The sequence below is a fragment of the Microbacterium pygmaeum genome (genome assembly GCF_900100885.1).
GTDB lineage: Bacteria > Actinomycetota > Actinomycetes > Actinomycetales > Microbacteriaceae > Microbacterium > Microbacterium pygmaeum.
Map to the genome: position 1 here is coordinate 2110258 of NZ_LT629692.1, position 13797 is coordinate 2124054.

Annotated in this window: 12 protein-coding genes; 11 read left to right on the forward strand and 1 reads right to left on the reverse strand. The window is 68.0% G+C overall.

Annotated features, from left to right (window positions below):
• The first annotated feature begins 47 nt into the window (after window positions 1-47).
• The 3 genes from BLT19_RS09945 (at window position 48) to BLT19_RS09955 (ending at window position 4764) form a co-directional block, all read left to right on the forward strand.
• Complete coding sequence (locus BLT19_RS09945; protein ID WP_231917603.1) at window positions 48-1892, forward strand: ABC transporter family substrate-binding protein; 1845 nt, start codon at window positions 48-50, stop codon at window positions 1890-1892.
• Window positions 1893-2064: 172 nt separating this feature from the next.
• A complete protein-coding gene (locus tag BLT19_RS09950; RefSeq protein WP_091489318.1) occupies window positions 2065-3582 on the forward strand; it encodes an ABC transporter permease in 1518 nt (505 codons plus the stop codon).
• Window positions 3583-4764 carry an ABC transporter permease gene (locus BLT19_RS09955; RefSeq protein ID WP_091489321.1) on the forward strand — a complete coding sequence of 394 codons (1182 nt, stop codon included), beginning with the start codon at window positions 3583-3585 and terminating at the stop codon, window positions 4762-4764.
• A 10-nt stretch (window positions 4765-4774) separates the two neighbouring features.
• Here BLT19_RS09955 and BLT19_RS09960 read toward each other — a convergent pair whose 3' ends face one another.
• Window positions 4775-5383: a PH domain-containing protein gene (locus tag BLT19_RS09960; RefSeq protein WP_091489324.1), complete on the reverse strand. Its 609-nt coding sequence runs from the start codon at window positions 5381-5383 to the stop codon at window positions 4775-4777.
• Between the two features lie 31 nt (window positions 5384-5414).
• Here BLT19_RS09960 and BLT19_RS09965 point away from each other — a divergent pair, with 31 nt between their 5' ends.
• The 8 genes from BLT19_RS09965 to BLT19_RS10000 all read left to right on the forward strand — a co-directional run bounded on the left by BLT19_RS09965 (window position 5415) and on the right by BLT19_RS10000 (window position 13796).
• On the forward strand, window positions 5415-7217 hold the full coding sequence (locus tag BLT19_RS09965; protein WP_091489326.1) for a dipeptide ABC transporter ATP-binding protein: 1803 nt from the start codon (window positions 5415-5417) through the stop codon (window positions 7215-7217).
• A gap of 87 nt (window positions 7218-7304) precedes the next feature.
• Complete coding sequence (typA, locus tag BLT19_RS09970; RefSeq protein WP_091489329.1) at window positions 7305-9218, forward strand: translational GTPase TypA; 1914 nt, start codon at window positions 7305-7307, stop codon at window positions 9216-9218.
• A gap of 73 nt (window positions 9219-9291) precedes the next feature.
• Window positions 9292-10050, forward strand: coding sequence for an AzlC family ABC transporter permease (locus BLT19_RS09975; RefSeq protein ID WP_231917604.1), 759 nt, complete (start codon window positions 9292-9294; stop codon window positions 10048-10050).
• Window positions 10047-10361, forward strand: coding sequence for an AzlD domain-containing protein (locus BLT19_RS09980; protein ID WP_091489334.1), 315 nt, complete (start codon window positions 10047-10049; stop codon window positions 10359-10361). Before BLT19_RS09975 ends, BLT19_RS09980 begins: the two co-directional genes overlap by 4 nt.
• Window positions 10362-10398: 37 nt before the next feature.
• Entirely contained in the window at window positions 10399-10806 is a 408-nt protein-coding gene (locus tag BLT19_RS09985; protein ID WP_091489337.1) for a histidinol dehydrogenase, read from the forward strand.
• Window positions 10807-10815: 9 nt separating this feature from the next.
• Complete coding sequence (gene fdxA / locus BLT19_RS09990; protein WP_091489340.1) at window positions 10816-11136, forward strand: ferredoxin; 321 nt, start codon at window positions 10816-10818, stop codon at window positions 11134-11136.
• A 25-nt stretch (window positions 11137-11161) separates the two neighbouring features.
• Entirely contained in the window at window positions 11162-12268 is a 1107-nt protein-coding gene (gene dapC / locus BLT19_RS09995) for a succinyldiaminopimelate transaminase (protein ID WP_091489342.1), read from the forward strand.
• Window positions 12269-12473: 205 nt separating this feature from the next.
• Complete coding sequence (locus tag BLT19_RS10000; protein ID WP_269457407.1) at window positions 12474-13796, forward strand: citrate synthase; 1323 nt, start codon at window positions 12474-12476, stop codon at window positions 13794-13796.
• Window position 13797: the final 1 nt, after the last annotated feature.

The following is a 13797-nucleotide window of genomic DNA, read 5'->3' on the forward strand; positions in this document are numbered from 1 at the left end:
GTCGGGCCTGTCCTGACGTGTGCGCACAACCCTGCACAGGAGGAACAGTGAGAATTAAGCGCATCTCGGCTGCGGTGGCACTCACCGCGGCCGGCGCACTCGTGATCTCGGGCTGCGCCGCCGGTGGCGGCGACAACGGCGATGACTCCGGTCTCGTCGAAGGCTCGTCGATCACCGCCGCGTGGAACCAGGCGTTCTACTCCATGAACGGCAATACGTCGTTCGGAAACGCCACCGCCAACAACAACATCAACTACTTGGTGCTGGACGGCTTCAACTACTACAACAACACTCCCGAACTGGTGAAGAACACCTCCTTCGGTTCGTACGAGCTCGTCAGCGAAGACCCGCTGGTCGTGACGTACACGATCGCCGAGGGCAAGAAGTGGTCCGACGGCACGCCCATCGACGCCGCCGACTTGATGCTCTACTGGGCCGCGGAGTCCCGGTCGCTGGACACCCCCGACTTCGACCCGGCGGACTTCACCGACCCGGACACCGGTGAGTTCACCGACGCGTTCCCGACCGATGTCGTCTACTTCGACTCCGGCGCCACCCCCACCTCCGGCTTGGGCCTCGTGTCCGAGACTCCCGAGGTCGGCGAGGACGGCCGTTCGGTCACCCTGACCTACGACGAGCCGTTCGTCGACTGGGAGCTCACCTTCGCCACCATGGGCGAGATGCTTCCGGCGCACATCGTCGGCAAGAAGGCCCTCGGCATCGACGACAACGAGGAGGCCGCCCAGGCGGTCCTCGATGCCGTGCAGAGCAACGAGGCCGCCGACCTGGCGCCGATCTCGTCGTGGTGGAACTCGGGCTTCAACTTCACCGAGATGCCCGATGACCCCGACCTCGTCGTCGCCAGCGGCCCGTACATGATCAGCGACTACGTCGCCGACCAGTACGTCACGCTGACCGCGAACCCGGAGTACACCGGCGACAACGGCGCGAACATCGAAGAGATCACGATCCGCTTCATCCCCGACCCGCTCGCAGCGGTTCAGGCGCTGGAGAACGGCGAGGTCGACATCATCCAGCCGCAGGCGACCGCCGACATCACCACGGCGCTCGACGGCATCGACGGCATCACCGTCGACACCAGCCTCGGTGGCACCTACGAGCACGTCGATCTGCAGTTCGACCAGGGCAAGAACCCGGAGAACATCTTCTCGAACCCGCAGGTCCGCGAGGCGTTCATGAAGGTCATCCCGCGTCAGGAGATCGTCGACACGCTGATCAAGCCGATCATCGGCGACGAGGCGATCGTGCGCAACTCGCAGATCTTCGTCCCCGGCGCCGAGGGCTACGACGAGTCCGTCGCCGCCAATGGTTCCGACGCCTACGCGGATGTCGACATCGAGGGCGCGAAGGCGCTGCTGGCCTCGTCGGGCATCACCGACACCTCGGTCTGCATCCTCTACGCATCGAACAACCCGCGTCGTGTCAACGAGTTCGCCCTGATCCAGGCCTCGGCCGCTCAGGCCGGCTTCAACGTCACCGACTGCGGCTCGACCGAGTGGGGCGGCCTGCTGGGGACACCCGGAGCGTACGACGCATCGCTGTTCGGATGGCAGTCCACGAGCCTGGGTGTGACCAACTCGCTCCCGACGTTCGAGACCGGTGGAATCAACAACCTGAACTTCTACTCCAGCCCCGCGGTCGATGAGGCCGTCTCTGCGCTGAACACGGAGTTCGACGAGGACGCCAAGATCGACCTGCAGATCGACCTGGACACCGCGCTGTGGTCGGACTTCTACGGAGTCACCATCTTCCAGTTCCCGGAGGTCACCGCCATCAGCGACCGCGTCACCAACGTCGAGTCGTCGATCCTTGCGCCCACCGTGTTCTGGAACGCGTGGGACTGGGAGGTCACCGACGCTGCATCGGAGTGATCCGACAGTACGGTTCGCGGTGATTCGTCACTGAGCGCACCGGGTGGGGTGCAGGTCCCCGGAGGGACCTGCACCCCACCGCGTTAGACTCCCTCTCAGTGGCGGAGCACACGGCCGTGCATCACGACGACGCGTGCATACGCTGATTCACCGATTGGCAGGCGGCCACACCATGGCTTCATTCATCATCCGGCGACTGATCGCGTCGATCTTCGTGCTCTTCGCCGCGACCTTCCTGATGTACATCCTTACGGCGATCTCGGGCGATCCCCTGGAAGACCTGAGGCAGGGCAACGCCCCGAACAAGGCCGAGCTCATCGATGCTCGCACCAAGCTCCTCAACCTCGACGTCCCGCCGCCGCTGCGCTACTTCCTGTGGCTGGGCGGAATCTTCCGCGGCGACTTCGGCGTCAGCATCCAGAACCAGTCCGTCAACGCACTGCTGGGCAACGCGATCTCGGCGACGCTGACACTGGTCACGACCGCCACCGTCGTCGCGATCATCCTCGGCATCACGGTCGGAATCATCTCCGCGCTGCGCCAGTACACCGGCTTCGACTACAGCGTGACGCTGATGGCGTTCCTGTTCTTCTCGCTGCCGATCTTCTGGGTCGCCGTCCTGCTGAAGCAGTACGGTGCGATCCAGATCAACAACTGGCTGGCGGATCCGACGATATCCATACCGGTGATCATCATCGTCTCGCTCGTCGCGGGACTGGTGTGGATGTCACTGCTCGGCGGTCGATGGCGACGCCGGCTCATCGTGTTCGGCATCTCGACGGTGGCCACCGCGATCGTGCTCACCTACCTCTCGCTCACGCAGTGGTTCGCGGACCCGTCGATCGGCATCGTCGTGTTCACAGCGCTGGCGCTGGGAATCGCCTTCGGCGTCACGGCCATCTCGACCGGCCTTCGCAATCGGCGCGCGGTGTACGCATCGCTGATCGTGGCCCTGCTCGGCGTCGCGCTGTACTTCCCGATGGTCAACTACATCCTCAACGGGATGACCATCTGGTTCTTCCTGCTGCTCGCGGTCCTGTCGGTCGTGGTCAGCGGCGCCGTGGGATGGTTCATGGGCGCTCCCGATCGGGGCCCGGTGATGCGCACCACCGCGATCGTCGGATTCCTGATCGCCGCGCTCATCGCCCTCGACAAGTACATGTCGTACTGGCAGGCGTACTCGAACTCCAGCCGCGTCCGCGGTCGTCCGATCGCGACCGTCGGGGCATCGACCCCCGGCCTCGGCGGCAACTTCTGGGTGCAGGGCATCGACCTGTTCACGCACCTGCTGCTGCCGACGATCGCGATCATCCTGATCTCGTTCGCCAGTTACACGCGGTACTCCCGCGCGAGCCTGCTCGAAGTGATGAACCAGGACTACATCCGCACGGCGCGCGCCAAGGGCCTCACCCAGCGCACCGTCGTGGTCCGTCACGCGTTCCGCAACGCCCTCATCCCGATCACCACGATCATCGCCTTCGACGTGGGCGCCATCATCGGCGGCGCGGTCATCACCGAGACGGTGTTCGGCTGGACCGGCATGGGCCGGCTGTTCATCGACGGCCTGGCCGCGCATGATCCCAACCCGGTGATGGCGTTCTTCGTCGTGACCGGAGCACTGGCGGTGCTGTTCAACCTCATCGCCGACCTCGTGTACGCGGGGCTGGACCCGAGAATCAAGGTGGGCTAGATGAACACCACAATCACCGAACCCGACGCGCGCGAGAACGACGCCGTCGCCGAGATCTCCATCGAGCAGAAGGAGACCGAGGGCCTCAGCCAGGGGCAGATCGTCCGCCGGCGCTTCTTCCGCCACCGCGGCGCGCTCATCTCGATGATCGTCCTGGCGTTCATCATCATCCTCGCCTTCACCTCCGTCGGCGTGGACCTGTGGGGCCTGCGCATCCCCGGCTGGTGGATGTGGCGCTGGGACCAGATCGCGCCGAAGATCAACAACGGCGTTCCGACCCTGAGCCTGTTCCCGCCGACATTCGGCGAGCACCCGTTCGGTCAGGACGAGGTCGGTCGCGACATCTTCGCGGTCGTGATGCGCGGCGCGCAGCAGTCGATCATGGTCATGGTCATCGCCGGCTTCGTCGCGACGGTCATCGGCGTGGTCATCGGCGCGATCGCCGGCTACTACGGCAAGGTGACCGACTCGATCCTGATGCGCTTCACCGACATCGTGATCACGATCCCGCTGATCGTCATCGGCGCGGTGCTGGGCAACACCTTCGGCAGCCTCGGAGCGGCCGTGCTCGGCGTGGTCATCGGGCTGTTCGCCTGGACGACGATGTCGCGACTGGTGCGCGGAGAATTCCTGAGCCTTCGGGAGAGGGAGTTCGTGGATGCCGCGCGCGTCTCCGGCGCTCGTGACCGGCGGATCATCTTCCGGCACATCCTGCCCAACGCCATCGGTGTGATCGTGGTCAACGCGACGCTGCTGATGGCCGGCGCGATCCTGCTCGAGTCGGCCCTGAGCTTCCTCGGGTTCGGCGTCCAGTCGCCGGACACGTCGCTGGGCAAGATCGTCTCGGACAACCAGGCCGCGTTCTCGACGCGTCCGTGGATCTTCTGGTGGCCGGGCATCTTCATCATCGCGATCGCGCTGTGCGTCAACTTCATCGGCGACGGTCTGCGCGACGCGTTCGACCCGCGCCAGAAGAAGATGCCGAGCGAGCGGGCGATGCGTCGCGCCGGTCGCGCGGGCGGCCCGGTCGGACCAATCCTGGACACCACCGAGCCCACCCAGGCCCGCAGCGTCGACGTGGGGATCGAGACCGCCTACACGGGCGATGTCGTGAACTACCACGACCCTCGACCCGAGGAGCCCGGCGACGTCCAGGATCAGCCGCTCAATCCGGAGCGGTGAGATGCGGACGCTAGGCCAGGATGCCGATCGCCGACGCTGCCGCCAGGACGAGGATCGCCGTGATCGTCGCCCAGTGCCACGTCACGGTGTTCGCGTCCGGATCGACGCCGGCATCGAGCATGCCCGAGTCGCGCAGTCGCTCCCAGTGACCGCGGATCAGCTGCGCGAGGTTGCCGCTCGGCGTGGAGACCGCATCCGCCGGACGAAGGCCGCCGTGCGCACCGCGTGCGGACTCGCCGACGCCGTCGAAGTCCTGCCGGGCGAGGCCCAGCGTGCGGTGACGCCCGGGTGCGGGCGCGGCCCACACGGGCACCTTGCCGGCGGCGGTGAACAGGGTCAGCGAGAACCGGGTGTCGATGCGCTCGATCGCGGGCCACGGCACGAAGTACGTGCGCAGCACGTTGGAGACCGTGATGCCGTGCTCCTGCACCCGCAGGCTCGGACGCCAGAACAGCGCCCAGGCCACGACGGCGACGAGCACGATCGGCCATGCGTAGCGCAGCGCCGACGCGGCATCCCCCAGCACCAGTGCGATCATGCCGATCGCGCACACCACGACGGTGGCGACAGCGAGGACACGGCCGAAGACCGGTCGGTAGAGGACCTCCTGGAATGCCATGGACTCAAGCTTCGCAGATGGGAATCACGCAATGACTGACAGCACGGGCATCAGCGCCGAGATCGCGGCGTCGCACAAAGCGCTGCCGGAGACGATCCTGGAGGTGCAGAACCTCGGCGTGGAATTCTGGGTCGAGGGGGAGTTCTACCCCGCCGCGATCGACATGAACTACGTGGTCCGCCGCGGCGAGGTCCTCGCCATCGTCGGCGAGTCCGGGTCGGGCAAGAGCACCAGCTCGATGGCGCTCCTGGGTCTCCTGCCGGAGAACGCACGGGTCACCGGCTCGATCAAGCTGCTGGGCCGCGAGCTGCGCGGGATCGACGACACCACGCTGCGGGCGCTGCGCGGAAACGAGATCGCGCCGATCTTCCAGGAGCCGATGACGGCGCTGAATCCGGTCTACACGATCGGCTTCCAGATCGTGGAGGCGCTGCGCTCGCACGACCGCGCCATGGCGCCGACGGTCGCGAAGGAGCGCGCCGTCGAACTGCTGCGCCTCGTCGAGATGCCCAACCCGGAGCAGTCCTTCAACAAGTACCCGCACCAGCTCTCCGGCGGGCAGCGCCAGCGCGCGATGATCGCGCAGTCGATCTCGTGCGATCCGCTGCTGCTCATCGCCGATGAGCCCACCACCGCGTTGGATGTCACGGTGCAGGCCGAGGTGCTCGACCTGATGCGCAACCTGCACAAGCGACTCGACTCGGCGATCATCCTGATCACGCACGACATGGGCGTCGTCGCCGACCTCGCCGACCGCGTCATGGTGATGAAGAGCGGCGTCGTCGTCGAGTCCGGAACGGTGGAGGAGATCTTCCACGCTCCGCAGCATCCGTACACGCAGCAGCTGCTGGCCGCTGTGCCCCACCTCGGACTCGGGGTCCTGGAGGAGCCGGACGCCGCCGAGGTGATGCTCGAGGGCGAGGGAGCGGGCGTTCCCGTCATCGCCGCGATCCGCGAACGCGCATCCGAGGCGGCCGAGGAGACCATCGAGACGCGCGCCCCGGTGCTCTCCTTCGAGGACGTCGCGATCGAGTACCCCAAGCGGGGCCGCATCCCCGCCTTCCGGGCGGCCGAGCACATCGACCTGCAGATCTTCCCGGGTGAGATCGTGGGACTGGTGGGCGAGTCCGGGTCGGGCAAGACGACACTGGGCCGCGCGGCGATCGGTCTCATCCCGATCGCCGAGGGCAAGCTCACCGCTGTCGGCACCGACATCTCGCACGCGTCGCAGAAGGATCTGTTCGCGATCCGCCGCCGCACCGGGATCGTCTTCCAGGACCCGGCGTCGTCGCTGAACCCGCGCATGCCGATCGGCCAGTCCATCGGCGAGCCGATCCTGCTGTCCGGGGAGGCGAAGGGGAAGGATCTGGACAAGCGCGTGCAGACGCTGCTGTCGCAGGTCGAACTGCCCACCTCCTACCGCAACCGCTTCCCGCACGAGCTCTCCGGCGGTCAGCGTCAGCGCGTCGGCATCGCCCGCGCGCTGGCCCTGGCACCAGAGCTGCTGGTGGCCGATGAGCCGACCTCCGCGCTGGACGTCTCGGTGCAGGCGCGCTTCCTGGACCTGCTGCAGGAACTCCAGCAGCAGCTGCAGTTCGCGTGCCTGTTCATCAGTCACGACCTGGCCGTCGTCGACATCCTCGCCCACCGGATCGCGGTGATGCATCACGGCAAGCTGGTGGAGATCGGCACCCGCGATCAGATCCTGCGCGGGGCCACCGATCCGTACACGCAGCGCCTGATCGCCGCCGTCCCCGTGCCGAACCCCGAGGAGCAGCGCATCCGTCGCGAAGCCCGCGCGCTGCTGCTGGATCGGACCGGCACCGAGGGCTAGGACGACCTGCGAGGGACGCTCAGGAAGCGCCCGGTAGACTGGGGATGCCCGGCTCCGGGCGCTTCCCCGTTTCTGCAAGGATTTTTCATGGCGCGCGCCCACCGTTCAGACCTCCGCAACGTCGCGATCGTTGCCCACGTCGACCACGGCAAGACGACCCTCGTCGACGCCATGCTGCGTCAGACCGGCTCGTTCGGAGAGCACGCCCACGTGGACGAACGGGCGATGGACTCGAACGACCTGGAGCGCGAGAAGGGCATCACGATCCTCGCGAAGAACACGGCGATCACCTATCAGGGTGTCCACGCCGGCGGCACACCGGTCACGATCAACGTGATCGACACGCCGGGTCACGCGGACTTCGGCGGCGAGGTGGAGCGCGGTCTGTCGATGGTGGACGGCGTCGTCCTGCTCGTCGACGCGAGCGAAGGGCCTCTGCCGCAGACGCGCTTCGTGCTGCGCAAGGCGCTCGAGGCCAAGCTCCCGGTCATCCTCCTGGTCAACAAGACCGATCGCCCGGACGCCCGAATCGCCGAGGTCGAGGAGGAGGCGCACGACCTGTTGCTGGGTCTGGCCAGCGACCTCGTCGACGACGTGCCGGACCTCGACGTCGACGCCCTCCTGGACGTCCCAGTGGTCTACGCGAGCGGCCGCGCAGGCGCGGCATCCCGCAACCGCCCCGAGAACGGCTCGCTGCCCGACAACGACGACCTCGAGCCACTGTTCGAGGCGATCCTCGAGCACGTCCCGGCGCCCGCCTACGACGACGAGGCCCCGCTGCAGGCCTGGGTCACCAACCTCGACTCGAGCCCCTTCCTGGGCCGTCTCGCCCTCCTGCGCGTCTTCAACGGCACGCTCAAGAAGGGGCAGACCGTGGCGTGGGTTCGCGCCGACGGCACCGTCAGCAGCGCCCGGATCACGGAGCTCCTCAAGACCCGCGCCCTGGAGCGCTACCCGGCCGAGAGCGCGGCGCCCGGCGACATCGTGGCCATCGCCGGCTTCCCGGACATCACGATCGGCGAGACCATCGCGGATCCCGACGATGTGCGTCCACTGCCGCAGATCCACGTCGACGACCCCGCCATCTCGATGACGATCGGCACCAACACCTCGCCCCTGGCCGGCAAGGTGAAGGGCCACAAGCTCACGGCGCGCCTGGTCAAGGACCGCCTCGACCGGGAACTGGTCGGCAACGTCTCGCTCAAGGTCGTCGACATCGGACGCCCGGATGCCTGGGAGGTGCAGGGCCGCGGTGAGCTGGCGCTGGCCATCCTCGTGGAGAACATGCGCCGCGAGGGCTTCGAGCTGACCGTCGGCAAGCCGCAGGTGGTCACCAAGAAGGTCGACGGCAAGACGTACGAGCCGTTCGAGCACCTGACCATCGATGCCCCCGAAGAGTATCTCGGCGCGATCACGCAGCTCCTGGCCACCCGCAAGGGGCGCATGGAGAACATGACCAACCACGGCACGGGCTGGGTGCGCATGGAGTTCGTCGTGCCCTCGCGCGGCCTGATCGGCTTCCGCACCGAGTTCCTGACCACCACCCGCGGCACCGGCATCGCCAACGCGATCTCGCACGGCTACGAGCCGTGGGCCGGGCAGATCGTCACGCGCCAGAACGGATCGATCGTCGCCGACCGCACCGGTGTCGTCACGCCGTTCGCGATCATCGCGCTCCAGGAGCGGATGTCCTTCTTCGTCCAGCCCACGCAGGAGGTCTACGAGGGCATGGTCATCGGCGAGAATTCGCGCAACGACGACATGGACGTGAACATCACCAAGGAGAAGAAGCTGACCAACATGCGTCAGTCCACCTCCGACACGTTCGAGTCCATGACGCCTTCGCGCCAGCTTTCGCTCGAGGAGAGCCTCGAGTTCGCCCGCGAGGACGAGTGCGTGGAGGTCACGCCCGAGATCGTCCGGATACGCAAGGTCAATCTGGATGCCACCGAGCGCGCTCGCGCCACGTCGCGCCTGAAGCGCCAGGACGCGAACGCCTGATCTGGCAGGAATCGGGCCACGGATGACGCCGTGGCCCGGACGGGCCGCGCGCACCCCTCGCTACGCTGAATCGGTGGACGCCGAACCTGACGCGCATGCTCGGCGTGCGACGCGCCAGGCGCTCAGTGTCGCGCTCGCCACGAGCGCGTACGGCATCTCCTTCGGCGCGCTGGGTGTCGCGGCAGGACTGGACATCTGGCAGACCTGCGTCCTGAGCCTGCTGATGTTCACCGGCGGCTCCCAGTTCGCCTTCGTCGGCGTGATCGCCGCCGGGGGACTGGCCGCGGCGCCCGCGGCCATCGCATCCTCGGCGCTGCTGGGCGTGCGCAACGTCGCCTACGGCATGCTCATGTCGCCGATCATCGGCTCAGGGCTGTGGAAGCGGATCGCGGCCGCGCAGTTCACGATCGACGAGTCGACCGCGGTCTCCATCGCCCAGGCGACGCCGCGGGCGCGCCTGTTCGGATTCTGGGTCACGGGCCTTGCGATCTACGTCGGATGGAACATCTCGACGCTGGCCGGTGCACTCCTCGGAGACGTCCTGGGGGATCCGCGCGCGTACGGACTGGATGCGGCGGCGGCCGCGGCGTTCCTCGCGCTGCTGTGGCCGCGGCTGAAGGGCCGGCAGCCGATCGCGGTGGGCATCGCCGCCGCGGTGGTGGCGACGGTCCTCACGCCGGTCATCGTGCCCGGCATCCCGGTCCTGATCGCCGCGCTGGTGGCCGTGGTCGTCGGCTGGTACAACTGGCTCGGGCGACCCACCGACCCCGCGGCGACGGGCGGCGCACGCACGGAGCCCGATGACGTCCCCGAGCTCGGAGGCCTGCCGTGACGCTGTGGACCGCGGTGCTGGTGGCGTCGATCATCTGCGTCGCCCTCAAGACGCTGGGCTACCTCGTGCCGCCGCGTGCGCTCGAGGCGCCGCGTCCGGCCCGGATCGCCGACCTGCTGACCGTGGCCCTCCTCGCGGCGCTCGTCGCCGTGCAGACCTTCGGCGCCGGGCAGGCGGTCGTCGTGGACGCCCGAATTCCCGCAGTCCTGGTGGCAGCCGGACTCCTGCTCCTGCGCGCGCCCTTCCTGGTGGTCGTGGTCGCTGCGGCGCTGGTCGCGGCGCTGCTGCGGCTGTGGGGGTGGGCGGCGTGACGGCGGACCCCGTGGTGGGGCTGGGTAGAGTTCTGGAGTGAACTCCTCTCTTCCCGCACGCCTGGGCACCTGGGTCGTCGCCCTCGTCGTGGGCATCGTCTACGGGCTCGCGGGAACCATCGCGCACTCCTTCTCCTGGGGCCCCCTGCCGATCGGGCTCATCCTCGCGATCCTCGGCAGCGCCGCGCTGCTGGCGGCGGTCCGGCTGCTGACCTCCGATCGCTGGTCCGCTCTGGCGACCGGCCTGGGCATGATGGTGGCGACCCTCGTCTTCTCCGGGCGCGGACCCGGTGGCTCGGTGATCGTGCCGCAGACCAGCCTCGCCATCGCATGGACGATCGCCGTGCCGATCCTCGTCGCCGTCGTCGTGGCGTGGCCGGAGGGCATCGCGTCCGCACGGGCCGGCACCCCGGCTCCGGCCGATGCCGACGCGCGCAGCAATTAGACTCGACCCGTGACGTATGTGATCGCTCTCCCGTGCGTGGATGTGAAAGACCGTGCCTGCATCGACGAATGCCCGGTCGACTGCATCTACGAGGGCGACCGCTCGCTCTACATCCACCCCGACGAGTGCGTGGATTGCGGAGCATGCGAGCCGGTCTGCCCGGTCGAGGCCATCTACTACGAGGACGACCTGCCCGACGAGTGGCAGGACTACTACAAGGCCAATGTCGAGTTCTTCGACGACGTGGGCTCACCAGGCGGAGCCGCGAAGGTGGGCGTGATCCACAAGGACCACCCGATCATCGCCGAACTCCCGCCGCAGGCGCCGTGACCGCCTCAGCCCGCCCGGCCGGCTGATGGGCGTCTCCGACCTCGCGGACTACCCCTGGGACGCAGTGGCGCCGTACGCCGCGCGCGCGGCGCAGCATCCTGACGGCGTCGTGGACCTGTCGATCGGCTCCCCGGTGGATCCGACCCCCGGTGTGGTGCGCACCGCGCTCGCGGCGGCGACGGACGCGCACGCCTATCCGCAGACGGTCGGCACCCCCGCGCTGCGCGAGGCCATCGTCGACTGGTACGGCCGACGCCGCGGCGTGTCCGGTCTCGCGCCGGACAGCGTGCTGCCCACGATCGGCTCGAAGGAGCTGGTCGCGCTGCTGCCGATCCTGCTGGGACTCGGCCCCGGCGACACCGTGGTGCACCCGCGCGCGGCATACCCGACCTACGAGGTGGGCGCCAGGCTCGTCGGCGCGTCCGCGCTGGCGGCGGACGATCCGCAGGAGTGGCCGGAGGGCGCCAGGCTCATCTGGATCAACTCGCCCGGCAATCCGGACGGCCGGGTGTGGGATGCCGCGCAGCTGCGCGCGGCGGTGCTGCGCGCGCGGGAGCTCGGCGCCGTGCTGGTCTCGGACGAGTGCTACGCCGAGCTCGGCTGGGATGCGCCGTGGGACCGCGAGCCGATCCCCTCTGTCCTGGACGCCCGGGCCACCGGCGGCGATGTCCGCGGCATCCTGTCGGTGTACTCGCTGAGCAAGCAGTCCAACCTGGCCGGCTACCGTGCCGCCTTCCTCGCGGGCGACCCTGAGATCGTCGGCAGACTGACCACGGCGCGCAAGCACCTCGGCCTGATGCTTCCGGCGCCCGTGCAGCGCGCGATGATCGCCGCGCTGATGGACGATGCCCACGTGGCTGCGCAGAAGCACCTGTATCGCGCCAGGCGCGAGGTCCTGCGGCCGGCGTTGGAATCCGCGGGCTTCCGGATCGATCACAGCGAGGCCGGCCTCTACCTCTGGGCGTCCGAGGGCCGCGACGCCTGGGAGAGCATGGACCGCCTCGCAGCCCTGGGCATCCTCGCTGGGCCCGGATCCTTCTACGGCGAGCACTTCCCCCTGCACGTCCGGCTGTCCCTGACCGCCACCGACGAGCGGATCGCCGCCGGGGCCGCACGCCTGCGCGCCGCCTGATCCCGGGGTCTGCGTCTGAGGAATCCTCCTACCGATCCCGCCGTCCTTTGGCCGTGTCCGCGGTAGGCCGGGCGGGACAGTAGGCTGTAAAAGGCTCGAGACCGCGGCATCCGCTGTCTTCGCGCTGGCCCCTTGGATATGTCAATCGGCGGATCCGTCCGGGGCCGACGACCCCCTGACCGACCAGGAATCGCGAGGAGGCGCCGTGAGCGACACAGGCACCGCGCAGGACAACGCCGCCAGCGGCACCCAGCAGAAGGCTCTCCTGACGATCGGAGATCGCACCGCTGAATTCCCGCTGCTCACGGGCACCGACGGCACGCCGAGCGTCGATGTCTCGACCTTCACCCGGCAGACCGGCCACACCGCGCTGGACTACGGTTTCGTGAACACGGCCGCCACGAAGTCGGCGATCACCTTCATCGACGGTGATCAGGGCATCCTGCGATACCGCGGCTACCCGATCGAGCAGCTCGCGAAGAACAGCACCTACCTCGAGGTCGCGTGGCTCCTGATCTACGGCGAGCTGCCCACTGCCGACGAACTGGCCGCCTTCGATGACCGGATCCGGCACCACACGCTCCTGCACGAGGATCTGAAGCGGTTCTTCTCCGCCCTGCCGCACACCGCCCACCCGATGTCGGTCCTCTCCTCGGCGACCTCCGCGCTGTCGACCTACTACGAGTCGCAGTCCGACCCGAACAACCCCGAGCACGTGGAGCTGAACACGATCCGGATGCTGGCGAAGATGCCGGTCATCGCGGCATACGCCCACAAGAAGAGCATCGGCCAGGCGTTTCTGTACCCGGACAACGGCCTGAGCTTCGTGGACAACTTCCTCAAGCTCAACTTCGGCGTCCTGTCGGAGATCTACGACGTCAACCCGGTGATGTCCCGGGCGCTCGAGCGGCTGCTGATCCTCCACGAAGACCACGAGCAGAACGCCTCGACCTCGACGGTGCGACTGGTGGGCTCGACCGGCGCCAACCAGTTCTCGTCGATCTCGGCGGGCATCAACGCGCTGTACGGTCCGCTGCACGGCGGCGCGAACGAGGCCGTGCTGGAGATGCTGGCGCGTATCCGCGACTCCGGCGAGAGCGTGCAGCGCTTCGTCGAGCGGGTCAAGAACAAGGAGGACGGTGTCAAGCTCATGGGCTTCGGGCACCGCGTCTACAAGAACTACGACCCGCGCGCGAAACTGGTCAAGGAATCCGCCGATGAGGTGCTCGAAGCACTCGGCGTCAGCGACCCGCTGCTGGATCTGGCCAAGGAGCTCGAGCAGCTCGCACTGGAGGACGACTACTTCAAGGAGCGTCGCCTCTACCCGAACGTCGACTTCTACACCGGCGTGATCTACAAGGCGATGGGGTTCCCGACGCGCATGTTCACGGTGCTCTTCGCCATCGGGCGCCTGCCCGGCTGGCTGGCGCACTGGCGTGAGATGCAGCAGGACCCGCAGACGAAGATCGGCCGCCCGCAGCAGCTGTACGTCGGCGCGCGGGCGCGCGACTATCCCGGCGCGCGCTAGG

Excerpts from the sequence above, each read along its gene's own strand:
- BLT19_RS09950 (WP_091489318.1), top strand. The coding sequence starts at position 2,065 with ATGGCTTCATTCATCATCCGGCGACTGATCGCGTCGATCTTCGTGCTC.
- BLT19_RS09955 (WP_091489321.1), top strand. The coding sequence starts at position 3,583 with ATGAACACCACAATCACCGAACCCGACGCGCGCGAGAACGACGCCGTC.
- BLT19_RS09960 (WP_091489324.1), bottom strand. The coding sequence starts at position 5,383 with ATGGCATTCCAGGAGGTCCTCTACCGACCGGTCTTCGGCCGTGTCCTC.
- BLT19_RS09965 (WP_091489326.1), top strand. The coding sequence starts at position 5,415 with ATGACTGACAGCACGGGCATCAGCGCCGAGATCGCGGCGTCGCACAAA.
- typA (WP_091489329.1), top strand. The coding sequence starts at position 7,305 with ATGGCGCGCGCCCACCGTTCAGACCTCCGCAACGTCGCGATCGTTGCC.
- dapC (WP_091489342.1), top strand. The coding sequence starts at position 11,162 with ATGGGCGTCTCCGACCTCGCGGACTACCCCTGGGACGCAGTGGCGCCG.